A 23528-nucleotide genomic window follows, 5' to 3' on the forward strand; every position below is an offset into this window, starting at 1 on the left:
ACGCGTCCGTCCCTCAGCCTTCGCGGCTTCGCGAGAACACCGTCATACGGGCCTTCTGCCGACCTGCACATGTCCAGCGGTACAGGACGCAGGAAACATGTCACGGAAGCGCCCTGTCATGCAGATCATGGGACACGGCCTGGATACGGCCGATCGATCATCCACCGCCCGTTTTCGACGGTGTGGCCCGGCGGATGAGGCCGGTGCGTTTGGCGGTCGCGAGCAGCGGGGTGATCTCGACGGCGACGATCTGATCCAGGGTGCCGATGGTGGTGGTGAGGAAGGTGTAGAGGGCGTCGAGGTCGGTTGCGGCAAGGGTGATCAGCAGGTTGGCGGGTCCGGTCGTGGCCGCGGTGAACCGGACTTGGGGGTGGGCGCTGAGAGTCTGAGCGGTCTCCTGGAGTGCGCCGGGCTGCACGGTGATCCACAGCAGGGCTTCGGCGTGGATGCCGAGCAGGGCGAGATCCACCTCGGTGGCCAGGCGTACGACGAGGCCGCTTACCAGTGCGTCGAGGCGTCGGCGGGCGGTGAGGGCGGTGGTGCCGGCGCGGTGGGCGAGGTCGGTGTAGGTGGCGCGACTGTCCTCGGTCAGGGCTGTGATCAGTGCGGTGTCCAGGGCGAGTGGGGCGGGCGGGGCGACGAGCGGGGCGGGGGCGAGGCGGGCGGACTCCTCCGGGGTGAGCAGGCCGGCGGTCCAGCGGAACGCGTTGGGGAAGACGCGCAGCAGGGTCTGGGCGGTCCAGGAGTTCACCGCGTCTGTGGCGGGCAGGTCGCGCAGGAGAAGCGTGTTGCGGGCCTCGGGTCCGTCGAGGAAGAAGACGGCGGAGATCTCGTCGCCTCCGCCGAGGATGTCGACCCAGATGGTGTCGCTGCGGTGGGCGAGGGCGTCGGCCACGTGCCGGATCTTGTTGGGACGGCAGTGGATGCGCAGCGAGATGGGGATGACGCCGGGGATGTGGGTGGGGTTGCGGACCACGGTGGCACGCAGAGTCCCGTCGGCGTACAGGGGAGCGACCCGGCGTACGACAGTGCGCTCCGACAGTTCCAGGCAGTGGGCGACCTCGCGCCAGGAGGCACGGGGCGACGCGAGCAGGACAGCCACGATGCGGCGGTCCGTTTCATCGAGTTCATGTCGCATGATCTGCATCGTATGGCTCAGCTGTGTCGGTTTTCCTGTGTCCGACCTCCCTATGTGTGTGCGGACCTGACGGAAGCCCGTAAGACAGTGCTGTCGTCAGGGCTGTGGGAATGCCGGGCGACCTCATCCGTTCGATGACATTCGATGACACAGGAGAAGTGATGAGCGAGAACCCGCAACCCAAGAACATCGTCCTCGTCCACGGGGGCTTCGTGGACGGCTCCGGGTGGCAGGGCGTCCACACCATCCTGAGCAGGCAGGGATACCGCGTCAGTGTCGTGCAGAACCCGACGCTCTCCCTCGGGGGCGACGTCGCGGCCACCCACCAGCTCCTTGATGCCCTGGACGGCCCGGCGCTCCTGGTCGGCCACTCCTACGGCGGCGCCGTGATCACCGAGGCCGGCAACCACGAGAAGGTCGCGGGCCTCGTCTACATCACCGCTTTCGCCCCTGACAAGGGCGAGTCGGTGGGCACCCTCATCGCCGACCCCGCGCCCGGGGACCCGGTGCCGCCCATCCTGCCGCCCCGGGACGGCTTCCTGTTCCTGGACCGCGACAAGTTCGCCGCCTCGTTCGCCGCGGATGTGCCCGAGGAGCTGGCGGCGTTCATGGCCGACTCGCAGGTTCCCTGGGGCCTCGCCGCGCTGGGTGGCGTGGTCACCGAAGCGGCCTGGCGGACCAAGCCGTCCTGGTACCTGGTCGCGACCGACGACCGCATGATCCCGCCGACGGCCCAGCGCGCCATGTCCGAGCGCGCCGGCGCCACCGTCACCGAGACACCGGGCAGCCACGCCGTCTACGTGTCCGAACCCACCGCTGTGGCGGCCGTCATCCACGAGGCGGCTCAGACACTCTCCGGCCGATAGGAGACGTGGCACACACCCGAAGGACGCCGTCCTTGCATAGCAGTTCAGCGGCGAAGTCTCCGTCTCACCCTTTCCCCCAACCCCCGTGCGTGAGGAGTCCCATGAGTACCGAAGTTCCCCGCCGCAAGGTGCTGGCCGCCGGAGCGGCGCTGGCCGGGTCGGCGGCCCTGACAGCCGGCTCAGAAGGAACGGCCGCCGCAGCGACGGCCACCCATGACAAGGAGAAGTCGAAGGTGAAGCCGACGATCGTCCTCGTTCACGGCGGCTACGCCGATTCGTCCTGCTGGAACGCCACCATCAAGGAGTTGCAGCACAAGGGCTACACCACGATCGCCGGGTCGAACCCGCTGCGCGGCATCCCGACCGACGCCCCCTACATCGCGAGCCTGCTCGACTCCGTCACCGGACCCGTCGTCCTGGTCGCCCACTCCATGGGCGGAACCGTCATCACGAACGCCGCCGCCGGAAAGACCAACGTCAAGGCGCTGGTCTACGTCGCCGCGTTCGTACCCGACATCGGCGAGACGCAGGGCGAACTCATCACCAAGTACCCCGGCAGCGAGGTCGGACCGGTCAGCGTCCCGGTCCCGTACACGAAGGCCGACGGCACCACCGGAACCGACCTCTACCTCAGCAAGGACGGCCAAGCCGCCTTCGCCGCCGACATACCCACCGCCGACTTCAACATCCTCCAGGCCACACAACGGCCGTTCGACGCCGACTCATTCACCTACCCGACCACAGCCGCGGCCTGGAAGACGATCCCGGTGTGGGGACTCGTCGCCGGCCAGGACAAGGCCATCCCCCCGGCCTGCGAACGCTGGATGTACCACCGCGCGAACGCCCGCAAGATCGTCGAAGTCCCGGGCTCCTCCCACGTCGTGATGATCAGTCACCCCAGGATCGTCGCCGAACTCATCATCGACGCCGCCAAGTCGGTCGGCTGACACTCACGACAAACGCCCCGGTCCACCAGGTCCACCACCACGGACCGGGGCACTCTCCCCGGCGGGCACCGGGGACAGCGGCAGGCCGTACCCCGGCAGGCTCACCTCCACCACCAGCCCGCCCTGCGGACGCGTCCGCGCCCACACCCGACCCCCATGCGCGGCCACGACCGCCGCGACAATGGACATACCGAGACCCAGCCCGTCCCGCTTTCCGACCCGCTCCGCGCCCAGCCGCCTGAACGGCTCGAAAAGCCCCGCCGCCTGGTCGACCGTGATCACCGGCCCACTGTTCTCGATCCGCAGACCGGGCCGGCCCGACGCATCGAGCCCCGTCCAGACACTCACCCAACTCCCGTCTCCCGACGGGAGGTTGTGCCGTACGGCGTTGTCGGTCAGGTTGACGACCAGCCGCTCGATGAGCTGCGGATCGCCGAGCACGGGAGCGGATTCGAGCCGGACCTCGACACGCGGGGCCGCGTCCGGCAAGCGCGCATCGGACGAGCTCCCATCGGCCAGGTCCACTTCGGACAGCCGGTCCCGTACGACCGCCGCGAGATCGACGCACTCCCTCGCCTCCAGCCCCCGTTGACTGCGCGCCAGCGTCAACAGCGCGTCGATCAGCCGTTCCTGCTCCTGCCCAGCCGCCCGGACCCGCGCCAGCGCCGCACGCAGGACCTGCGCGGAGGCGTCCGGATCGGCGAGGGTGACATCCACGATCGCCTGCTGGAGCGTGAGCGGGGTGCGCAGTTCGTGCGAGGCGTTGGCGACGAACTGCCGCTGCGCCTCGAACGCGCCCTCCAGCCGGGCCAGTACGGCATCGAAGGTGTCCGCCATCGCCTTCAACTCGTCGTCCGGGCCCGGCATCGCGAGCCGCGCGTGCAGGTTGTCGGCGGAGATACGGCGGGCGGAGGCCGTCATCGTGCGCAGCGGCGACAGCACCCGGCCGGCCATCAGCCAGCCCAGCGCGAGCGAGGCCACGGTCATCAGCGCGAGCGCGATGACGGCGTAGACGACGAGTTGGTGCAACTGGTCGCTGCGGGCGGCCTGGACGACGGCGGTGAGGGTCGGTGCGTTCACGGCGGGCACACCGCCGACCAGTCGGGTGCTCTCCCCTGAGGTGGCGGACACACCCCCGGTGGTCTGCGCGAGCAGGTACACGAAGGTCAGCAGGAGCGCGCCGGCCGCCACGAACAGCGCGCTGTAGAGGAGGGTGAGGCGCCAGCGGACGGTGCGCGGCCCGTGCAGCCGCCGCAGCAGAACCCGTGCCCTCATCGGATGCGGTACCCGGCCCGGTCCACCGTCTCCACCAACGGCGGCTCCCCCAGCTTGCGGCGCAGTCTGCTGACGGTCACCTTCACGGTCTGGCTGAACGGATCGGCGGCTTCGTCCCATGCCCGCTCCAGGAGTTCCTCGGTGGACACGACCGTTCCCTGCGCGCCGAGAAGGAGTTCGAGTACGGCGAACTCCTTGGGGCTGAGCGGCAGTTGGCAACCGGCCCGGGTGGCCTCCCGGCGCGCCGGGTCGAGCCGGAGTTCCCCGCGCACCAGGACCGGCGGCAGCGCGGGCTGCGCCCTGCGCGCCAACGCCCTTATGCGGGCGACGAGTTCGGTGAACGCGAACGGCTTGGGCAGATAGTCGTCCGCGCCGAGCCCGAGCCCCGCGACCCGGTCGGCCACGGTCCCGGACGCGGTGAGCATCAGCACCCGCGCCCGGCTGTCCCCGGCGGCGAGCGTCCGGCACACCTGGTCGCCGTGGACGCCGGGCAGATCGCGGTCGAGTACGACGACGTCGTAGCCGTTGATCTCCGCCCGCTCCAGGGCCGTAGGGCCGTCGAACGCGAGGTCGACCGCCATGCCCTCGCGGCGCAGTCCCGCCGCCACGGTCTCGGCGAGTTCTTCGTGGTCCTCGACCACCAGCACACGCATGGCCGTCAGTGTGGCGGGCGGGCGGTTACACGGATATAAGGGCGGCCGTTCCCGTGGCGTAACCGGTCGGGCGGTTGTGTGGGTCCCGTCCCCGCACCACCCGCAGACCATCAGCAGGAGGAACCATGCGCGCTCTGGCGACCAGGCCGCAGCGGCTCGCCCTCGGGATCGCCGTACTGTCGGCCGCCGCACTCGGCACGACGGCGGCGCAGGCGTCCGGCACGACAACCACCGTGCCGCATACGACCGTTGCCTCCGGCTCCGGCGTGACCACGGCGAAGGGCACGGACGGCAAACACTTCACGTCTCCCCGGCCCGTTGCCTTCGCGGTCGCCTACCACCCGACCTCGCACGCGCCGGGCGATCTCAACACCGCGAACGGCCGCTTCGCCCGCTGCATGCGCGGGCAGGGGCAGACCGTCTTCCCCGGCTTCCACGCGGCCAGGGACTCGGCGGGGCACGTCACCCTTCAAGTGAAGGTCGCCAAGGGGGACTTCGACCCGACGACGGTCGGCTACAAGAAGGCCGTCGCCACCTGTGGACCCGTACTGGAGAAGGCCGGTATCGCCTTCCCGGACCCGGCCGACCTGCCGCCGCTGCCGACCCCCGGCAAGCCGGGCAAGCCCGGGAAGCTCACCTCCGAACTGCCCTCCCTCACCCGCGCCTTCGAGCACGCCTGACCATCCGGAGGGGGAACAGCGCGGCCCCGGACGGTGAACTCCCGTCCGGGGCCGCGCACTTGTGCTGGGAACAGCTACGCGTCGAGCGACGTCATGACGTGCTTGATGCGGGTGTAGTCCTCGAAGCCGTAGGCCGAGAGGTCCTTGCCGTAGCCCGACTTCTTGAAGCCGCCGTGGGGCATCTCCGCGACCAGCGGGATGTGGGTGTTGATCCACACGCAGCCGAAGTCCAGCGCCTTCGACAGCCGCATCGCCCGCGCGTGGTCCTTCGTCCACACCGACGAGGCGAGGGCGTAGTCGACACCGTTGGCCCACTCGATGGCCTGGGCCTCGTCCGTGAAGGACTGGACGGTGATGACGGGGCCGAAGACCTCGTTCTGGATGATCTCGTCGTCCTGCTTGAGGCCCGAGACGACGGTCGGGGCGTAGAAGTAGCCGACCTCACCGACCCGTTGGCCGCCCGCCTCCACCTTCGCGTGCGCGGGCAGCCGCTCGATGAACCCGGTCACCTGCTTGAGCTGGTTGGGGTTGTTGAGGGGGCCGTAGAGCACGTCCTCGTCGTCCGGCTGCCCGGTCTTCGTCTCGGCGGCGGCCTTGGCGAGCGCGGCCACGAACTCGTCGTGGATGCCCTCCTGGACGAGCACGCGCGTGGCCGCCGTGCAGTCCTGGCCGGCGTTGAAGAAGCCCGCGACCGAGATGTCCTCGACGGCCTTGGCGATGTCGGTGTCCTCGAAGACGACGACGGGGGCCTTGCCGCCCAGCTCCAGGTGGACCCGCTTGAGGTCCTTGGACGCGGACTCGGCGACCGACATGCCGGCGCGCACGGAGCCGGTGATGGAGGCCATCGCCGGGGTGTGGTGCTCGACCATCAGGCGGCCGGTGTCGCGGTCGCCGGTGACGACGTTGAAGACGCCCTTGGGCAGGATCGAGCCGAGGATCTCGGCGATCAGGACGGTGGAGGCGGGGGTGGTGTCCGACGGCTTCAGGACGACCGTGTTGCCCGCGGCCAGCGCCGGGGCGAACTTCCACACCGCCATCATCATCGGGTAGTTCCAGGGCGCGACCTGCGCGCAGACGCCGATCGGCTCGCGCCGGATGATGGAGGTCATGCCCTCCATGTACTCGCCCGCGCTGCGCCCCTCCAGCATCCGGGCGGCACCCGCGAAGAAGCGGACCTGGTCGACCATCGGCGGGACCTCCTCCGACCGGGTCAGCCCGATCGGCTTGCCGGTGTTCTCCACCTCCGCCGCGATCAGTTCCTCGGCCCGCTCCTCGAACGCGTCCGCGATCTTCAGCAGGGCCCGCTGCCGCGCCGCGGGAGTCTCGTCCCGCCAGGCCGGGAAGGCCGCCGCGGCAGCCGCCATCGCGGCGTCCACGTCCGCCGCCCCGGACAGCGGCGCGGTCGCGTACGCCTCACCCGTCGCGGGATTGACCACCTCGGTGGTCCGTCCGTCGGCGGCGTCCCGGAACTCACCGTCGATGTAGTTGCGCAGACGACGCAGTTCGGTGCTCACTGCCGGCCCTCCAAGTTCAGGTGTCCAATCACTGAGACACCCACCCTAATCGCCCGGCCCACGTTTTCAACACCCCCGAGCGCGTCAATGCTGCGAAATCCGCAAGTCTTGACCACGTAGACAACGAATTTCATCGAAGCGGCCTTGCGGAACTGTCGAGACGTCGTGCACAGTGAAGCCGTGGCCAGTCGCAGCGCAGAACCCAGGGACTCCCGCGAGTCCAGGAACGGCACTCCTCACCTGGATTCCGTCTCCCTCGCCATCATCGAACAGCTCCAGGAGGACGGCCGCCGGCCGTACGCCGCGATCGGCAAGGCCGTCGGCCTCTCCGAGGCGGCCGTGCGCCAGCGCGTCCAGAAGCTGCTCGACCAGGGCGTCATGCAGATCGTCGCCGTCACGGACCCGCTCACCGTGGGCTTCCGCAGACAGGCGATGGTCGGCGTCACCGTCGAGGGCGATGTCGAGAGCGTGGCGGACGCGCTGACGGCCATGCCGGAAGTGGAGTACGTGGTGATGACCGCGGGCTCGTACGACCTCCTCGCCGAGATCGTCTGCGAGGACGACGACCACCTGCTGGACGTCATCAACAAACGCATCCGGGCGCTGCCCGCCGTGCGCTCCACCGAGAGCTTCGTTTATCTGAAGCTCAAGAAGCAGACCTACATGTGGGGAACCCGATAACCGTGAGCAAGGACCTCAGCCGCACCGCGTACGACCACCTGTGGATGCACTTCACCCGCATGTCCTCGTACGAGAACGCGCCCGTTCCCACGATCGTCCGTGGTGAGGGCACCTACATCTACGACGACAAGGGCAAGCGCTACCTCGACGGTCTCGCGGGTCTGTTCGTGGTCCAGGCCGGTCACGGCCGCGCCGAGCTGGCCGAGACCGCCGCCAAGCAGGCGCAGGAGCTGGCGTTCTTCCCCATCTGGTCGTACGCCCACCCGAAGGCCGTAGAACTTGCGGAGCGTCTCGCCCACTACGCGCCGGGCGACCTGAACAAGGTCTTCTTCACCACCGGTGGCGGCGAGGCCGTCGAGACCGCCTGGAAGCTCGCCAAGCAGTACTTCAAGCTCCAGGGCAAGCACACCAAGTACAAGGTCATCTCGCGCGCGGTCGCCTACCACGGCACCCCGCAGGGCGCCCTGTCCATCACCGGACTCCCGGCGCTGAAGGCCCCGTTCGAGCCGCTGGTCCCGGGCGCGCACAAGGTCCCGAACACCAACATCTACCGGGCCCCGCTCTTCGGCGACGACCCGGAGGCCTACGGCCGCTGGGCCGCCGACCAGATCGAGCAGGAGATCCTCTTCGAGGGCCCGGAGACCGTCGCCGCGGTCTTCCTGGAGCCGGTGCAGAACGCCGGCGGCTGCTTCCCGCCCCCACCCGGCTACTTCCAGCGCGTGCGCGAGATCTGCGACCAGTACGACGTACTCCTGGTCTCCGACGAGGTCATCTGCGCCTTCGGCCGCCTGGGCACGATGTTCGGCTGCGACAAGTTCGGCTACGTCCCGGACATGATCACCTGCGCCAAGGGCATGACCTCGGGCTACTCCCCGATCGGCGCCTGCATCATCTCCGACCGCCTGGCCGAGCCGTTCTACAAGGGCGACAACACCTTCCTGCACGGCTACACCTTCGGCGGTCACCCGGTCTCCGCGGCGGTCGGCCTCGCCAACCTCGACATCTTCGAGCGCGAGGGCCTGAACCAGCACGTCCTCGACAACGAGGCCAACTTCCTGCAGACCCTGCAGAAGCTGCACGACCTCCCGATCGTCGGCGACGTCCGCGGCAACGGCTTCTTCTACGGCATCGAGCTCGTGAAGGACAAGGCCACCAAGGAGACCTTCACGGACGAGGAGTCGGAGCGCGTGCTCTACGGCTTCGTCTCCAAGAAGCTCTTCGAGTACGGCCTGTACTGCCGCGCCGACGACCGCGGTGACCCGGTCATCCAGCTGTCGCCGCCGCTGATCTCCGACCAGTCGACCTTCGACGAGATCGAGGGCATCGTCCGCCAGGTGCTGACGGAGGCCTGGACCAAGCTCTGATCGTCCGTAGGTTCCGATCTTCCTTCTGGATGATCAACACCGGCCCCGGCGCCGCCGTTCGAGTGAGAAACGGCGGCCCGGGGCCGTGTGCTGTCCGGGCTCCCGCCGACCGCTCCTTAGCGTGCCAGTGACCGATCGGCCCCCTCTTCGTTCCCCCGGACGGGGGATGCGACACGGGAAAACGGATCTGAACGAGGTGTACGCGCATGGTGGCCCCGCCGGACAACGACGTGCTCTGGGCACGTGCCCTGCACTTCCAGCACCACGACGGCACGCCCGCACTCGGCGGTGTCTCGCTCGGCGTCCGGGAGGGCGAGATCCTCGCCGTCATGGGCCCGCGCGGCAGCGGCAAGACGACCCTGCTGCGCTGCCTCTCCGGTCTGCAGCGCCCGAGCCGGGGCGAGGTCTGGTTCAACAGCGTGCCCGTGCACACCATGGGCCCGCTCACCCGGGAACGGCTGCGCCGCGACCGCTTCGGCTGGATCGACCCGGCGCCCGTGCTCGTCCCGGAGCTGAACGTCTGGGAGAACGCGGCCCTCCCCCTGATGCTGCGCGGCACCAGCCGCCGCCGTGCCAAGACCGCCGCCCTGGAGTGGCTGGACCGCCTGGACATCGGCGACCACGCCCGCAAACGCCCGCACGAACTGCGCCAGGCGGAGCGCCAGCGCGTCTCGATCGCCCGCGCGCTGGCCCCGGCGCCGACGGTCCTGTTCGCCGACGAGCCGACGGCCCCGCTGTACCGCGCGGACCGCGCCCAGGTCCTGCGCACGCTCACGACGGCCGCCCGCTCGCACGGCATCACGGTCGTCCTCGCGACCCACGAGGCGGAGACCGCGGCCCTCGCGGACCGCACGGTGTCGCTCCTCGACGGACGCCGTGTGAACACGGTTCACCTTCCCCCCGTCACTGAGACGGAAGGCCGGGCCGCGTGCTCGCTCTCCGTCTGACCCGCGGCTCGCACCCCGCCGTCCAACTGCGCCGCCTGCTCGTCGCGGTGGCCTCGGCGGGCACGGGCTTTCTCCTCCTCTGCACCCTCGGCTACGCGATGGGCCACCCCGACTCCCCCGCCGCCGCGGCCCTCCGCCTCGCCTGGTGCGCGACCCCGATCGCCGCCACCGTGTACTTCGCGGTGGCCGTCGCCCGCACCGACCCGGCGACGAAACCCCGCCCCGGCCTCTCCGCGATCGGCCTCGGCCCCGGCCGCCTGATGGCGATCTCGGCGACCACGACCGCGCTGGCCTGCACCCTCGGCTCCATGCTGGCCCTGCTCTTCTTCCTCCACCTCCGCGGCGACCTCACGGGCATGCCCTTCGACGGAGCGGCGGCGGAGTTCCTCGCCTCGAACCAGCCCCTGCCCCTACCCGCCGCGTTGACCCTGCTGTCCCTCGTCCCGCTGATCGCCTCCCTGGCCGTGGCACTCGTCCTACGGCCCCGGGACATCCGCCCCGCCTCCGAGAAGGGCCCGGCAAGGTCGTACGGCCGCTTCGGGGCGTACGGCCGCTCGGGCGCGCAGGAGACCTTCGGGACGTACGGCCGTTTCGGCGCGCGTCTGCGCGGCGACGGCCGCCGTGGCGCGCCGGAGGACGGCACCGCCGAACAGCCCGAGCCCGCCCCCGTCCCCGCACCCGCCGCCGACCCGTCCCGCCCCGCGGCCCCCCGTGAGGCGCCCCGAGGCCTCCCCTGGGGTGTCGCGGTGCTGGCCGCCGGGCTCGCCGTGGAGGCGTACGCGAGCCGGGCGAAGGACGGCGGCGGGCTGTCCCTGCCCGGCGGGATCGCGGACGGGCCCGCGAGTGTGCTGGTCGGCTGGGTACTGACGGCGATCGGCCTGGCGCTGGCCGGGCCCGGGCTCACGCATCTCTGCGGGCGGCTGCTGCAGTCCGTCAGCCCGGGTGCCCTGCGCCTGCTGGCCGGGCGGGTCCTGATGGAGGAGGCGACCCGGATCGGGCGCCCGCTGGGCGTGGTCTGCGCGGTGGCCTCCGGTGGCTTCGCGATGACCGCGCTCTACGACGCGGACGCCCCGTCCTTCGGTCCCCTGACCACCCTCGGCGGGCTCCTGGTCACCGGCTGCACGGTGGCGACGCTGCTGACCGCCGCCCTGGAGGCCAAGCACGCCCGCGCCGACACCACGGCCGCGCTGCTGCGCCTCGGCGCCCCCGCCACCATGCTGCGCAGCGCCGCCGCCCTCCGCGCGGGCGCGCTGCTCGCCCTGTTCCTCCCGCTGACCCTGTTCGTGGCCGAGCTGGCGGCTCTGCCGCTGGCCGGCCGATGAGTTTCGCGCCGGCCACCGGTCTACCCACCGAATAGCACGCACGCCCGATGGGAGAGGCCCCGCATGTACCAGCAGATGATCTTCGTGAACCTGGCCGTGAACGACGTCGACGCGTCGAGGAAGTTCTTCACCGAGCTCGGTTACTCGATCAACCCCCAGTTCAGCTCCGACGACAACACCTGCGTCGTGATCAGCGACACGATCATCGTGATGCTCCTCAACAAGAAGCGCTACAGCGACTTCACGAAGAAGGAGATCGCCGACTCGGCCGGGACCAGCGAGGTACTGCTGTGTCTCAGCGCCGAGAGCCGCGAGAAGGTCGACGAGCTGGTGAACAAGGCGGTCGCGGCGGGCGGTACCGCCAACGACGACATCAACGACCAGGGATTCATGTACGGCCGCTCCTTCGAGGACCTCGACAGCCACTCCTGGGAGATCGTGTGGATGGACCCGGCGGCCGTCCAGAGCTGACCAACTCGGTGCCTAGCATGGGCTGGTGCAGACGAGCCCGGCCCATGCGGCCCACCACGACGAACGCGAGATCGAGACGGTCGAGGACTTCGACGCGACCGTCTCGTCCCGCGGCACTCTCGCCGGATACCGCGTCCAGGGCGTCGATCTGACGGACCGTACAAGGGAGTTGCTCACCACGGACGCCTCGGGCGCCGTCTTCCTCGGCTGCCCGATGCGCGACGAGGCGGCGGCGAAGATCCGAGCCGACGGCGCCCTGGTCTTCCCGCCCGTCCCACATCTCCCCTTCGACCCCTACCGCGGCCGTCTCTACACGCCGGACGACCTGTTCGCCTCGCTCGACAAGGGGTACGAGCACACTCCGGACGCGCTCGCGTACGCCTGGTTCCAGCAGACCAAGGCCGACGGTGACGTCTACGCCTCGATGCTGCGCGCCGTCCACGACGACTCCATCTCCGACGCCCTCGACGAACTCCTGCGCGGCGCACGGGTGGTGGGCGTCATGGGCGGCCACGCGATGGCCCGCGGGACGGAGGCCTACGGCGGTGCCGCGCGGCTGGGCCGTGAGCTGAGCCGCGCCGGGTACACGGTGGCGACGGGCGGCGGACCGGGCGCGATGGAAGCGGCGAACCTGGGCGCGTACGCGGCGCCGTACGACGACGCCATGCTGGAGGAGGCATGCGAACTCCTCGCCTCCTCCCCGTCGTTCAGCCCCTCCATCACCGACTGGGCGCAGCGCGCCTTCGAGGTCCGCACCCGCTGGCCGAAAGGCAACCACTCGATCGGCATCCCGACCTGGTTCTACGGCCATGAGCCGCCGAACGCCTTCGCCTCGCACATCGCCAAGTACTTCGCCAACGCCACCCGCGAGGACGGCCTGTTGGCCCGCTCGAACGCGGGTGTGGTGTTTCTGCCGGGCGCGGCCGGGACCGTACAGGAGATCTTCGACAACGCGACGCCGAACTACTACGAGTCGCGCGGCGAGCCCACGCCGATGGTGCTCGTGAACCGGGAGCACTGGACGGAACGCCTGCCGACGTGGCCGCTGCTGCGTGCACTTGCCCGGGAACGGCCAATGGAGGCCCGTATCGCCCTCGTTGACCGGATCGAGGAGGCTCCGGAGGCACTGAAACGTCTCGAAGGTTAAAGTGCGAGTAAAGGCAACTGCTGTACGCCGCATATGCATTGACACTGCTTACGCAGCACTTATAGACCAGTGAGACTCCTGGGGGCAGTGGTGCCTCACCTCCTTGCCGCTCCATCTCCCCCTAAACCCCCCGCAGTTGCACATCCCGCGAAGGGCAAACGTGTCCATATCTCGACGTTCCGTACGCATCCTCGGTGTCGCGTCCGCCTCGGCCGCACTCGCACTCGGATTCGCGGGCAACGCGCTCGCCTGCAGCATCGGCGAGTTCTCCGCCGAAGCCACCTGTGACGGCGCCAACGGTGTCATCACCGTCACCGACAAGGACGCCTCGGCCACTGCGGCCACCGTCACGGTGTTCCTGGAGAACAACGGCGCTGACGCCAAGCAGGTCGGCGAGGCCCAGACTGTCAAGGGCTCGAAAGAAGGAGTCACCATCTCCTTCTCCGAGGACTGGCAGCCGAACGCCGTCTACCGCGTTCACGTCACGGCCACCAACGGCCTCAGCAAGAACATCTCGCCGAACCTGACCACCCCGTCCAAGGCCTGCGCGACGGAGTCGCCCACCCCGACCCCGACGGAGGCTTCCCCGACGCCGTCGGAGACCGCTTCGACTCCGGCCGAGTCCGACACCCCGACCCCGTCGGCCTCGGAGAGCAGCAGCACCGCCCCCGCTACGACGACGGACAACGCGCCGTCTCCCGCGGCCGGTGACTCGAACCTCGCCGAGACCGGTGCCAACTCCAACACCGGCATGATCGCCGGTATCGCGGGCGCGTTCGTCGTCGTGGGCGGCGGAGCCGTCTACTTCGGCATGCGCCGCCGCGGTGCGGCCAACAGCCGCTGATCCACCCGCTGTTGCTGTTGTGGCCCGTCCGGTTCGTGGGGACGGGCCACACACATGTCATGTCACCCGAAGGACGTCTTCTCCAGCCAGAACTCCAGCAGCTCCCGGTCGCCGAGAATCTCCAACTCCTCGCTGTCCAGCGGCAGTCGGCGGTAGAAGGCGAGCAGGACGTCGGTGAGCGTGCCGCGCAGGGCGACGGTCGCCTTCTCGTGTCCCCGGTGCCAGGCGAGCCCGTCCTCGGCCAGCTCGATGATCCACTCGGCGTTCACCCCTGCCGGATCGTCGGTGGCGTGCAGGTGGATGCTGCGACGCCCTGAACTACGCAGTTCCGCCGCGTCCTTGTCACCCTCCACCCGCTGCGCCCACACGAGGATCTCCAGCCACTCGTCGATCGCGTCGGCGGCCACCTCGGGCGCGACCTCGTAGGGCAGCCCGGCGGCGAGAGTGGCGTCCGCGCGGTGCACGGTGATCTCGTGGGCCATACGGCGGGCCCAGAAGCCGGAGTTGAGGTCCCCGGCCCACGCCCACACCCCGGTGTCGGGCCCGGCCTCCCGCAGCGTGTCGACGACCATCCGGCCGGTCTCCGCGAGCCAGTCGTCCAGCGCATCCGCGTCCCCCTCGGCCTCGGGACCGCCGTGGAGCGGGATCTCCTCGTCCGGGATGTTCTCCTGCGCCCGCGTGCGCACCAGCAGCTCCACCCAGCGCAGGGCGCCGCCCGTGTGCCGTACGAGCTGCTCCAGCGTCCAGTCCGGGCAGGTCGGCACAGTGACCGCCAGATCCGCCCCGGAGGTCACCACGGCTCTCAGCTGCCCGACCTGCAGGGCGATTTCGTCGCAGTAGCGCTCATGTGCGAGTGACGTCATGCCGCGCACCCTACGAGGGCACGGTCAGCCGAGCACGACAATTTCGGCCGCGTCGAACTCCACCCCGACCGCGTCCCCGACCTCCGGCGCCTCCCGCAGCGCGCAGGCCGCCTCAAGACGCGGCGCGTCCTCCGGTTGGAGTTGTACGGCGACATGGGTGCCCCTGAAGGTGCGGGCGGCGACCGTGCAGCGCAGGCCCTCGTCGGCGGGCAACAGGCGTACGCCTGCGGGGCGTACGAGAAGTGTGCGGGTGCCCTCGGGGGCGCCCTCGGGGACCGGTACCTTGCCCCAGGGGGTGTCCGCGGCCTCTCCGGTGACCGTGGCCTCGACCACGTTGTCGAAACCGAGGAAACGGGCCACGAACTCGTCGGCGGGATGCTGCCAGACCTGAAGTGGCGTACCGGACTGGGCGATCCGCCCGTCCCGCATCACCACGACCCGGTCGGCCAGCGCGAACGCCTCGCCCTGGTCGTGCGTGACCGCGAGCACGGTCGTGCCCAACGCACCGAAGAGTTCCCGGAGTTCGACGACCAGCCGCTCCCGCAGCGACCGGTCGAGCTGACCGAGCGGTTCGTCGAGCATGAGGAGACGGGGGCGGGGCGCCAATGCCCGGGCGAGCGCCACGCGTTGCTGCTCACCGCCGGACAGCCCGGCTACGGCCCGGCGGGCGGCACCCGGCAGGCCCACGAGGTCCAGCAACTCGCCGACCTGCGCGGCCTGTTGCCCCTTCGACGCCCCGTGCATACGCAGCCCGAAGGCGACGTTGCCGGCCACGTCCCGCTGCGGGAACAACTGGTGGTCCTGGAACATCAGACCCACCCCCCGCTTGTGCGCGGGCACGCCCGACTGGTCCCGGTCGTCGAGCAACACCCGCCCGGAATCCAGGGGTTGGAGCCCGGCCACGGCCCGCAGCAGCGTCGACTTGCCGCTGCCGCTGGGCCCGAGCACACACACGATCTCGTGCTCGGCGACCCCGAGATCGACGGCGTCCAGCACCGGGCGCCCGCCGAACCGTACGGTCGCGCCCGCAAGGCTGAGCAGCATGTTCGGCGGCATCTAGAACTCCCCCGTCCGGTCCGTGCGCAGCCTCTCAAGGACCAGCAGAGCCACCGCGCACACCACCATCAGAATCGTCGAAAGGGCCATCGCCTGGCCGTAGTTGAGATCACCGGGCCGGGACAGCAGCCGGGCCACCGCGACCGGCAGGGTCGGGTTGTCGGGCCGCGCGATGAACACGGTCGCGCCGAACTCCCCCAGCGACACCGCGAACGCGAACCCGGCGGCGATCAGCAACGCCCGCCGTACGAGCGGCAGATCGACCTCCCGCCACACCCGCCACGGCGACGCCCCGAGCACGGCCGCCGTCTCCCGGAGCCGCCCGTCCACGGCCCGCAGCACGGGCAGCATGGTCCGTACGACGAAGGGGACACCGACCAGCGCCTGCGCGAGCGGCACCAGGATCCATGAACTCCGCAGATCCACCGGGGGTTTGTCGAGCGAGATCAGGAACCCGAAGCCGACCGTCACCGCCGACACCCCGAGCGGCAGCATCAACAGCGCGTCGAAGCCCCGCACCAGCCGCCCGGCGTCGCGCCGGGTCAGGGCCGCGGCGGCGAGACCGCCGATCACCACGGCGATGGCGGTGGCGGCGACGGCGTACTCCAGCGAGTTGCCGATCGCGGCGATCGGCGGGACCAGGAAGGTGCCGCCGTCGTCGTGGGTCAGCGCCCGGTAGTAGCCGAAGTCCCGTGAGTCCAGGGACCGTTGGACCAGCACGGCGAGCGGCAGCACAAGCAGGAGGAGGACGGAGCCGAGGACCCCGGCCAGCAGGGTCCACTGGCCGGCCCCGCGCGGGCGCCGTGCGGTCACCGACGGGTCCACGAGCCGTAGGGCCGTCTCCCGGCGTCGTACCGTCCAGGCGTGGACGGCGAGGATCGCGCCCACCGCGACGAACTGGACGATCGTCAGCACGGCCGCCGTGGACAGGTCGAAGACCTCCGAAGTCTGGCGGTAGATCTCCACTTCGAGGGTCGAGAAGGTCGGGCCGCCGAGGATCTGCACCACGCCGAAGGAGGTGAACGTGAAGAGGAAGACCATCAGCGCGGCGGCGGCCACGGCGGGCCCGAGCGCGGGCAGCGTCACCTTCCGCCAGGCCCGGAGCCGGGAGGCGCCGAGCATCCGCGCGGCCTCCTCCTGACGCGGGTCGAGCTGTGCCCAGAGGCCGCCCACCGTCCGTACGACGACCGCGTAGTTGAAGAAGACGTGCGCGAGCAGGATGGCCCACACGGTCGTGTCCAGCCGTACGCCCCACAGGTCGTCGAGGAGTCCGCCCCGGCCGACGAGCGCGAGGAAGGCCGTACCGACGACGACCGTGGGCAGCACGAAGGGGACCGTCACGACGGCCCGCAGGACATGCCTGCCCGGGAAGTCGAAGCGCGCGAAGACGTACGCGCCGGGGAGCGCGATCAGCAGCGTGAGCGCCGTGGAGGCGAGCGCCTGCCAGGTGGTGAACCACAGGACGTGCCGGATGTCGGACTGCGCCAACACGTCCCAGATGCGGCCCAACTGCCAGGCGCCGTCGACCTTGAGGCCGCGCGCGACGATCGCGGCGACGGGGTAGGCGAAGAACACCGCGAAGAACGCGACGGGCACGGCCATGAGCCCGAGCCGCGTCGCGCTCCCCCTCCGGGAGGACCTCCGCGGGGCTACTTCAGTACGAGCGAGGTCCACGACTTGACCCACTGGTCCCGGTCGGCGGCGATCTTTGCGGGGGCCATGGTCTCGGGGTCCGAGGCCTGGCGACCGTACTTCACGAACTCCTGCGGCACCTGGGCGCCTTCGCGCACCGGGTAGACGAACATGTTGAGCGGCATGTCGTCCTGGAACTCCTTGGTGAGCAGGAAGTCGAGGAACGCCTTGCCGCCCTTGGTGTTCTTGGCGTTGCTGAGCAACCCCGCGTACTCGGTCTGCCGGAAGCAGGTGCCGTACGACACCCCGGTCGGCGCGGTGGTCGGCTTCGGGTCGCCGTAGATGACCTCGGCGGGCGGCGAGGAGGCGTACGAGACGACGAGGGGCCGGTCGCCGCCCGCCTTCTTGCCGCCGGCCGAACCGGAGAACTCCTGGTCGTAGGCCTGCTCCCAACCGTCGACGACCTTCACGCCGTTGGCCTTGAGCTTCTTCCAGTAGGCCTGCCAGCCGTCGTCCCCGAACTGCGCGGCACTGCCGAGCAGGAAGCCGAGGCCGGGCGAGGAGGTGGCGGCGTTCTCGGTGACGAGGAGGTTCTTGTACTCGGGCTTGACCAGGTCGGCGAAGGAGGCGGGCGGGGTCAGCTTGTGCTTGCTGAAGTACGCCTTGTCGTAGTTGACGCAGATGTCGCCGGTGTCGATGGGCGTGACCCGGTGCTTGGTCTGGTCGACGCGGTACTCCGGCTTGACGAGCGCGGAGCCCTTCGCGTCGTAGGACTGGAAGAGGCCGTTGTCGAGCGCGCGGGAGAGCAGGGTGTTGTCGACGCCGAAGAAGACGTCGCCCTGGGGGTTGTCCTTGGTCAGGATCGCCTTGTTGACGGCCTGGCCGGCGTCGCCGTCCTTGAGGACCTTGACGGTGTAGCCGGACTGCTTCTCGAAGTCCTTGAGGACGCTCTTCGAGACGGCCCACGAGTCGTGGCTGACGAGGGTGACGGTCTTGTCGGATCCGGAGCCGCCGCTCCCGTCCGACCCCGACCCGCACGCGGAGAGCGTGACCAGGCCGAGGCCGACGAGGACAGCACAGTACTTCTTGGCGTTCATGGTGATGACCGAACTTCCTACCCAGAATGACCTGGGCGAGGTTCAGAGGGTCTGCGGCCCGATTGCCGCACTCTCAGCGCTGCGCGCTCCCCTGTCGGATATGAAAATGTACGTACGGGCAGAGATTACCGCTCGGTGGCCGCGAGCTGGCCACACGCTCCGTCGATCTCCTGGCCACGGGTGTCCCGGACGGTCACCGGCACCCCATGGGCCGCGATGGCCTCGACGAACGCCTTCTCGTCCTCGGGACGGGAGGCGGTCCACTTCGAGCCCGGCGTCGGGTTCAGCGGGATCAGGTTGACGTGCACGGGCTTGCCCTTGAGGAGCCGGCCGAGCCGGTCACCGCGCCACGCCTGGTCGTTGATGTCGCGGATCAGCGCGTACTCGATGGACAGCCGCCGCCCGGACTTCGCGGCGTACTCCCAGCCCGCGTCAAGAACCTCGCGCACCTTCCAGCGGGTGTTCACGGGGACCAGGGTGTCGCGCAGGTCGTCGTCAGGGGCGTGCAGCGAGATCGCGAGCCGGCACTTGAAGCCCTCGTCGGAGAACCGGTGGATCGCCGGCACCAGTCCGACCGTCGAGACGGTGATCCCGCGCTGCGAGAGGCCGAGGCCGTCGGGCTCGGGGTCGGTGAGGGCGCGGATGGACTGGACGACCCGCTTGTAGTTGGCGAGGGGCTCGCCCATGCCCATGAAGACGATGTTGGAGAGCCGGGCGGGCCCACCAGGAATCTCGCCGTCCCTCAACGCCCGCATGCCGTCCACGATCTGGTGCACGATCTCACCGGTGGACAGGTTCCGGTCCAGCCCGGCCTGCCCGGTGGCGCAGAACGGGCAGTTCATGCCGCACCCCGCCTGGGAGCTGATGCACATGGTCACCCGGTCCGGGTACCGCATCAGCACGGACTCGACGAGCGTCCCGTCGAACAGCCGCCACAGGGTCTTGCGGGTGGTGTCCTGGTCGGTCGACAGATGCCGTACGACGGTCATCAGCTCAGGAAGCAGCGCCTCCTGCAGCTTGGCGCGCGAACCGGCGGGGATGTCGGTCCACTCCGCCGGGTCGTGCGCGAACCGCGCGAAGTAGTGCTGCGAGAGCTGCTTGGCGCGAAACGGCTTCTCCCCGATCGCGGCGACGGCTTCCTTGCGCTCGGCGGGCGTGAGGTCGGCGAGGTGCCGCGGGGGCTTCTGGGCTCCGCGGGGGGCGACGAATGTGAGTTCTCCGGGCTTAGGCATGGCCCTACCAGTGTCGCAGACATACGAAGAGGGACTCGCCGCCCTGTGGACAACGAGCCCCTCACACACAAAACCGCAGGTCGGACCGCGTTTCAGCCGGACCCGACGAACAGAACCAACAACAGCCACACCACCGGAGCGGTCGGCAGCAAAGAGTCGAGCCGGTCCATGATGCCGCCGTGGCCCGGCAGCAGCGTGCCCATGTCCTTGATGCCCAGGTCGCGCTTGATCATGGACTCGCCGAGGTCACCCAGCGTCGCGCTGGCCGCGACCGCGAGGCCCAGGACGAGACCCTGCCACCAGCTGCCGTCGTCGATCAGGAACTGCATGCACAGCGCGCCCGCCACCATCGCGAAGGACACCGCCCCGAACAGGCCCTCGCGGGTCTTTCCGGGGCTGATGCGTGGGGCGAGCTTGTGCGTGCCGAAGCGCCAGCCGATGGCGTACGCCCCAGTGTCGCTGACCACGGTCAGCAGCAGAAACGTCAGGACCCGCCAGGCGCCGTCGTCGGCGGTCAGCATCATGGCGACGAACGTGGCCAGGAACGGCACGTAGAACGCCGCGAAGACGCCCGCCGTGACGTCCTTCAGGTAGCCCTCGGGCGGCTCCGTCATCCGCCATACGAGGACGGCGAGCGCCGTGAGCGCCATGGCGACCCAGGCACCCTCGGGGCCCCGGACGTACCCGGCGACGACCATCGCCGCACCGCCGACCGCCAGGGGCACGAGGGGCGCCTTGATGCCCTTGCGCTCCTGCAGCCGGGAGGTGAGCTCCCACAGCCCGACCACAACGGCGACCGCTATCACTCCCACGAACGCGGCCTTCACCACGAAGAGGGACGCGACGATCACCACGGCGAGCCCGACGCCGACCCCTATGGCCGCACCCAGGTCCCGGCCCGCGCTCTTCTTCTGCGGGGCGGGCGCCGGTGGCGGGGCGTCGGGCATGGGCTCCGGATTCTGCGGCACCGCCCCGTAGGGCTGCGCCGGCGGCATGTCGGTCGGCTGCGTCCGCGGGTCGTATGGCTGCGACTGCCGTACGTCGTACGGCGGTTGCTGCGTCTCGTCGCGGAACAAGGGGCCGCTCAGCCGAGCGGCCCCCCGGTCGTCATCCTGGTGTCCGCCGTATGCGGGCTCGTCGGGCACGATGGGCATGGGGCGAGTCTGCTGCGCCTCAGGCGCATCGTACGTGGGACCCGCCGGGGCAGCCCCCTGGACAGGCCCCTGGTCGGACGGCCCCCAGTACCCGGCTTGTGGCGGTGCCCCCCAGGAAGAGTCGTTCATCAGACCTCTAGCAGCTCCGCTTCCTTGTGCTTGAGGAGTTCGTCCACCTGGGCGACGTACTTCGCCGTGGTGTCGTCGAGCTCCTTCTCCGCACGACGGACCTCGTCCTCGCCGGACTCCTTGTCCTTGACGAGCTTGTCCAGGGCGTCCTTGGCCTTGCGGCGGACGGCGCGGATGGACACCTTGGAGTCCTCGGCCTTGGTCCGGGCGACCTTGATGTAGTCCTTGCGGCGCTCCTCGGTCAGCTCGGGGAACGTCACTCGGATGATGTTGCCGTCGTTGCTGGGATTGACGCCCAGGTCCGAGTCGCGGATCGCCTGCTCGATGTTCCGCAGCGCGGTCTTGTCGAACGGGGTCACCACGGCCATCCGCGGCTCCGGCACGGAGAACGAAGCCAGCTGGTTGATCGGTGTCAGTGCGCCGTAGTAGTCGGCCACGATCTTGTTGAACATCGCCGGGTGCGCACGGCCGGTGCGGATCGCGGCGAAGTCCTCCTTGGCGACCACGACGGCCTTCTCCATCTTCTCCTCGGCTTCGAGGAGGGTCTCTTCGATCACCACTTGCTCCTGCGTGTCTTGAGTAGGCCCGGCTGCTGTGCTGTGTCGGCGTCGGCGGCCGGCTGCGTCGCGTCTTCTTCCTGCACGGTTCCCGACCGGCAGGACATTGTCCATCCCCCGGTCAGGGTCATCAGCCCTGGCTGCCTTGGTCACCCACAAGCGTGCCGATCTTCTCACCCTTGACGGCGCGGGCGATATTGCCCTCCGCCAGAAGCTCGAAGACCAGGATCGGAAGCTTGTTGTCGCGGCACAGGGTGATGGCGGTCATGTCGGCGACCTTGAGGTCCTGGGTGATGACCTCGCCGTAGCTGAGCGCATCGAACTTGACGGCCTCGGAGTTCGTCTTCGGGTCGGAGTCGTAGACCCCGTCCACTCCGTTCTTGCCCATCAGCAGCGCCTCGGCGTTGATCTCCAGGGCGCGCTGTGCGGCGGTGGTGTCGGTCGAGAAGTACGGCATGCCCATACCGGCGCCGAAGATGACCACGCGGCCCTTCTCCAGGTGCCGCACGGCGCGCAGCGGGATGTACGGCTCGGCGACCTGGCCCATGGTGATGGCGGTCTGGACGCGGCTGTCGATGCCCTCCTTCTCCAGGAAGTCCTGGAGGGCAAGGCAGTTCATCACCGTGCCGAGCATGCCCATGTAGTCGGAGCGGGCCCGGTCCATGCCGCGCTGCTGGAGTTCGGCGCCGCGGAAGAAGTTGCCGCCGCCGATGACGACGGCGACCTCCGCGCCGTCCCGTACGACGGCCGCGATCTCGCGGGCGATCTTGTGCACCACGTCGGGGTCGACGCCCAGGCCACCGCCTCCGGAGAAGGCCTCTCCGGACAGCTTCAACATGAACCGGCCGCGTACCTTGCCGTCGTCGGTCTTCTGGGGCTTGGTGGTCATGACGTTCTCGCCTCTTTTACGTGGTCGCACATACGAAGAAGGCCACTGCCGGTGGGGTGTCGTTCGCATCCCATGCTCGGCAATGGCCTCCTCGTCAGATCTGCTGTCGTCCGCCACGCGCGCGTGCGCGACGGCGTACCGGGCCGACTGCTGACGACCCTAGCGGGATTCCGCGGGGCGTCGTGCGTCGATCGCGGTACGGACTCAGATGCCGACCTTGATGCGCGTGAAGCGCTTCAGGGTGACACCCGCCTCGTCCAGAACCTTCTGGACGGACTTCTTGGGGTCGAGCGCGTACGGCTGACCGAGCAGCGTCGCGTCCTTGAAGAAGCCGTTGACGCGACCCTCGACGATCTTGGAGATCGCGGCCTCGGGCTTGCCCTCGGCGCGGGTGGTCTCCTCGGCGATACGACGCTCGGACTCGACGACCTCGGCCGGCACGTCGTCCTTGGCCAGGTACTTCGGCGCGAAGGCGGCGATGTGCTGGGCGACACCGCGGGCGACCTCGGCGTTCGGCTTGTCCAGCTCGACGAGGACACCGATCTGCGGCGGCAGGTCGGGCATCGTGCGGTGCATGTACGCGGAGACGTAACCGTCGGCGTACTGGGCGAAGCGGTCCAGGACGATCTTCTCGCCCAGGTTCGCGTTGGCCTCGTCGACGAACGCCTGAACGGTCTTGCCGGGCTCGATCTCGGAGGCGAGGAGCGCCTCGATGTCGGCCGGGGCGCTCGCGGCGACGTGCTGGGCGACCTGGTTGGCGACGGCCTGGAACTTCTCGCCCTTGGCGACGAAGTCCGTCTCGCACTTCAGCTCGACCAGGACACCGGAGGTGTTGTCGTCGGCGATGACGGAGACCACAGCGCCGTTCTCGGCGGAGCGGCCCTCGCGCTTGGCGACGCCCTTCTGGCCCTTGATACGGAGCGCCTCGACGGCCTTCTCGACGTTGCCGTCGGCCTCGTCGAGCGCCTTCTTGCAGTCCATCATGCCTGCGCCGGTGAGCTCGCGGAGCTTCTTGACGTCGGCGGCGGTGTAGTTCGCCATGATCTGTGAATCTCTTCTCGGAGTTCGAA

The 23528-nt window shown here is 69.7% G+C and carries 23 protein-coding genes and 1 riboswitch; of the genes, 10 read left to right on the forward strand and 13 right to left on the reverse strand.

The window, feature by feature from the left end:
- Positions 1-157 precede the first annotated feature (157 nt).
- A complete protein-coding gene (locus AB0I69_RS18890; RefSeq protein WP_363096771.1) occupies positions 158-1138 on the reverse strand; it encodes an Lrp/AsnC family transcriptional regulator in 981 nt (326 codons plus the stop codon).
- Between the two features lie 161 nt (positions 1139-1299).
- Between AB0I69_RS18890 and AB0I69_RS18895 the strand changes: the two genes are divergently transcribed.
- On the forward strand, positions 1300-2004 hold the full coding sequence (locus AB0I69_RS18895; protein ID WP_363096772.1) for an alpha/beta hydrolase: 705 nt from the start codon (positions 1300-1302) through the stop codon (positions 2002-2004).
- Between the two features lie 101 nt (positions 2005-2105).
- Positions 2106-2951 carry an alpha/beta hydrolase gene (locus AB0I69_RS18900; RefSeq protein ID WP_363096773.1) on the forward strand — a complete coding sequence of 282 codons (846 nt, stop codon included), beginning with the start codon at positions 2106-2108 and terminating at the stop codon, positions 2949-2951.
- Between the two features lie 3 nt (positions 2952-2954).
- Here the strand turns inward: AB0I69_RS18900 and AB0I69_RS18905 are convergent, their stop codons facing one another.
- Together AB0I69_RS18905 and AB0I69_RS18910 are read right to left on the reverse strand one after the other, a co-directional pair.
- Entirely contained in the window at positions 2955-4226 is a 1272-nt protein-coding gene (locus AB0I69_RS18905; RefSeq protein ID WP_363096774.1) for an ATP-binding protein, read from the reverse strand.
- On the reverse strand, positions 4223-4879 hold the full coding sequence (locus AB0I69_RS18910) for a response regulator transcription factor (RefSeq protein ID WP_363096775.1): 657 nt from the start codon (positions 4877-4879) through the stop codon (positions 4223-4225). Before AB0I69_RS18910 ends, AB0I69_RS18905 begins: the two co-directional genes overlap by 4 nt.
- A 125-nt stretch (positions 4880-5004) precedes the next feature.
- Here AB0I69_RS18910 and AB0I69_RS18915 point away from each other — a divergent pair, with 125 nt between their 5' ends.
- Positions 5005-5559, forward strand: coding sequence for a hypothetical protein (locus tag AB0I69_RS18915; RefSeq protein ID WP_363096776.1), 555 nt, complete (start codon positions 5005-5007; stop codon positions 5557-5559).
- A gap of 74 nt (positions 5560-5633) precedes the next feature.
- On the opposite strand, the gene AB0I69_RS18920 is transcribed toward AB0I69_RS18915, so the two are convergent.
- On the reverse strand, positions 5634-7073 hold the full coding sequence (locus AB0I69_RS18920; RefSeq protein ID WP_363096777.1) for a gamma-aminobutyraldehyde dehydrogenase: 1440 nt from the start codon (positions 7071-7073) through the stop codon (positions 5634-5636).
- A gap of 165 nt (positions 7074-7238) precedes the next feature.
- On the opposite strand from AB0I69_RS18920, the gene AB0I69_RS18925 reads away from it, so the two are divergent.
- From AB0I69_RS18925 to AB0I69_RS18955, 7 genes are all read left to right on the forward strand, one after another.
- Positions 7239-7754 carry an Lrp/AsnC family transcriptional regulator gene (locus AB0I69_RS18925; protein ID WP_363096778.1) on the forward strand — a complete coding sequence of 172 codons (516 nt, stop codon included), beginning with the start codon at positions 7239-7241 and terminating at the stop codon, positions 7752-7754.
- A complete protein-coding gene (locus tag AB0I69_RS18930; RefSeq protein ID WP_363096779.1) occupies positions 7739-9118 on the forward strand; it encodes an aspartate aminotransferase family protein in 1380 nt (459 codons plus the stop codon). Before AB0I69_RS18925 ends, AB0I69_RS18930 begins: the two co-directional genes overlap by 16 nt.
- A 206-nt stretch (positions 9119-9324) precedes the next feature.
- Entirely contained in the window at positions 9325-10065 is a 741-nt protein-coding gene (locus AB0I69_RS18935; protein ID WP_363096780.1) for an ATP-binding cassette domain-containing protein, read from the forward strand.
- Positions 10047-11387, forward strand: coding sequence for a hypothetical protein (locus AB0I69_RS18940; protein WP_363096781.1), 1341 nt, complete (start codon positions 10047-10049; stop codon positions 11385-11387). The genes AB0I69_RS18935 and AB0I69_RS18940 overlap by 19 nt, the downstream gene beginning before the upstream one ends.
- Before the next feature lie 63 nt (positions 11388-11450).
- Complete coding sequence (locus tag AB0I69_RS18945; protein ID WP_363096782.1) at positions 11451-11858, forward strand: VOC family protein; 408 nt, start codon at positions 11451-11453, stop codon at positions 11856-11858.
- A 25-nt stretch (positions 11859-11883) separates the two neighbouring features.
- Positions 11884-13005, forward strand: a complete 1122-nt coding sequence (locus AB0I69_RS18950; RefSeq protein WP_363096783.1) for an LOG family protein — start codon at positions 11884-11886, stop codon at positions 13003-13005.
- A gap of 160 nt (positions 13006-13165) precedes the next feature.
- On the forward strand, positions 13166-13849 hold the full coding sequence (locus tag AB0I69_RS18955; protein WP_363096784.1) for an LAETG motif-containing sortase-dependent surface protein: 684 nt from the start codon (positions 13166-13168) through the stop codon (positions 13847-13849).
- A gap of 62 nt (positions 13850-13911) precedes the next feature.
- On the opposite strand, the gene AB0I69_RS18960 is transcribed toward AB0I69_RS18955, so the two are convergent.
- The 9 genes from AB0I69_RS18960 to tsf form a co-directional block, all read right to left on the reverse strand.
- Complete coding sequence (locus AB0I69_RS18960) at positions 13912-14712, reverse strand: maleylpyruvate isomerase family mycothiol-dependent enzyme (RefSeq protein WP_363096785.1); 801 nt, start codon at positions 14710-14712, stop codon at positions 13912-13914.
- 24 nt (positions 14713-14736) lie between these two features.
- Entirely contained in the window at positions 14737-15768 is a 1032-nt protein-coding gene (locus tag AB0I69_RS18965; protein WP_363096786.1) for an ABC transporter ATP-binding protein, read from the reverse strand.
- Complete coding sequence (locus AB0I69_RS18970; RefSeq protein ID WP_363096787.1) at positions 15769-17370, reverse strand: iron ABC transporter permease; 1602 nt, start codon at positions 17368-17370, stop codon at positions 15769-15771.
- 47 nt (positions 17371-17417) lie between these two features.
- Positions 17418-18497, reverse strand: a complete 1080-nt coding sequence (locus tag AB0I69_RS18975) for a thiamine ABC transporter substrate-binding protein (protein ID WP_363096788.1) — start codon at positions 18495-18497, stop codon at positions 17418-17420.
- Positions 18494-18600: riboswitch (TPP riboswitch) on the reverse strand. It overlaps the preceding gene by 4 nt.
- Positions 18601-18622: 22 nt before the next feature.
- The gene (rlmN, locus tag AB0I69_RS18980; protein ID WP_266862729.1) at positions 18623-19729 is read right to left on the reverse strand and encodes a 23S rRNA (adenine(2503)-C(2))-methyltransferase RlmN; all 1107 of its coding nucleotides are present in this window, start codon (positions 19727-19729) and stop codon (positions 18623-18625) included.
- Positions 19730-19821: 92 nt separating this feature from the next.
- A complete protein-coding gene (locus AB0I69_RS18985; RefSeq protein WP_363096789.1) occupies positions 19822-21012 on the reverse strand; it encodes a phosphatidate cytidylyltransferase in 1191 nt (396 codons plus the stop codon).
- The gene (gene frr, locus AB0I69_RS18990) at positions 21012-21569 is read right to left on the reverse strand and encodes a ribosome recycling factor (RefSeq protein ID WP_019058716.1); all 558 of its coding nucleotides are present in this window, start codon (positions 21567-21569) and stop codon (positions 21012-21014) included. The genes AB0I69_RS18985 and frr overlap by 1 nt, the downstream gene beginning before the upstream one ends.
- 130 nt (positions 21570-21699) lie before the next feature.
- The gene (pyrH, locus tag AB0I69_RS18995; protein ID WP_317884252.1) at positions 21700-22458 is read right to left on the reverse strand and encodes a UMP kinase; all 759 of its coding nucleotides are present in this window, start codon (positions 22456-22458) and stop codon (positions 21700-21702) included.
- A 204-nt stretch (positions 22459-22662) separates the two neighbouring features.
- Positions 22663-23499 (reverse strand): translation elongation factor Ts, encoded by an 837-nt coding sequence (gene tsf / locus AB0I69_RS19000; protein ID WP_363096790.1) that lies wholly within the window; start codon positions 23497-23499, stop codon positions 22663-22665.
- Positions 23500-23528: the final 29 nt, after the last annotated feature.

This window comes from Streptomyces sp. NPDC050508, from assembly GCF_040655155.1.
GTDB lineage: Bacteria > Actinomycetota > Actinomycetes > Streptomycetales > Streptomycetaceae > Streptomyces.

Coding starts and splice junctions, on each gene's coding strand:
- AB0I69_RS18890 (WP_363096771.1), bottom strand. CDS start 1,138: ATGCGACATGAACTCGATGAAACGGACCGCCGCATCGTGGCTGTCCTG.
- AB0I69_RS18895 (WP_363096772.1), top strand. CDS start 1,300: ATGAGCGAGAACCCGCAACCCAAGAACATCGTCCTCGTCCACGGGGGC.
- AB0I69_RS18900 (WP_363096773.1), top strand. CDS start 2,106: ATGAGTACCGAAGTTCCCCGCCGCAAGGTGCTGGCCGCCGGAGCGGCG.
- AB0I69_RS18905 (WP_363096774.1), bottom strand. CDS start 4,226: ATGAGGGCACGGGTTCTGCTGCGGCGGCTGCACGGGCCGCGCACCGTC.
- AB0I69_RS18910 (WP_363096775.1), bottom strand. CDS start 4,879: ATGCGTGTGCTGGTGGTCGAGGACCACGAAGAACTCGCCGAGACCGTG.
- AB0I69_RS18915 (WP_363096776.1), top strand. CDS start 5,005: ATGCGCGCTCTGGCGACCAGGCCGCAGCGGCTCGCCCTCGGGATCGCC.
- AB0I69_RS18935 (WP_363096780.1), top strand. CDS start 9,325: ATGGTGGCCCCGCCGGACAACGACGTGCTCTGGGCACGTGCCCTGCAC.
- AB0I69_RS18945 (WP_363096782.1), top strand. CDS start 11,451: ATGTACCAGCAGATGATCTTCGTGAACCTGGCCGTGAACGACGTCGAC.
- AB0I69_RS18960 (WP_363096785.1), bottom strand. CDS start 14,712: ATGACGTCACTCGCACATGAGCGCTACTGCGACGAAATCGCCCTGCAG.
- AB0I69_RS18965 (WP_363096786.1), bottom strand. CDS start 15,768: ATGCCGCCGAACATGCTGCTCAGCCTTGCGGGCGCGACCGTACGGTTC.
- AB0I69_RS18970 (WP_363096787.1), bottom strand. CDS start 17,370: ATGGCCGTGCCCGTCGCGTTCTTCGCGGTGTTCTTCGCCTACCCCGTC.
- AB0I69_RS18975 (WP_363096788.1), bottom strand. CDS start 18,497: ATGAACGCCAAGAAGTACTGTGCTGTCCTCGTCGGCCTCGGCCTGGTC.
- rlmN (WP_266862729.1), bottom strand. CDS start 19,729: ATGCCTAAGCCCGGAGAACTCACATTCGTCGCCCCCCGCGGAGCCCAG.
- AB0I69_RS18985 (WP_363096789.1), bottom strand. CDS start 21,012: ATGAACGACTCTTCCTGGGGGGCACCGCCACAAGCCGGGTACTGGGGG.
- pyrH (WP_317884252.1), bottom strand. CDS start 22,458: ATGACCACCAAGCCCCAGAAGACCGACGACGGCAAGGTACGCGGCCGG.
- tsf (WP_363096790.1), bottom strand. CDS start 23,499: ATGGCGAACTACACCGCCGCCGACGTCAAGAAGCTCCGCGAGCTCACC.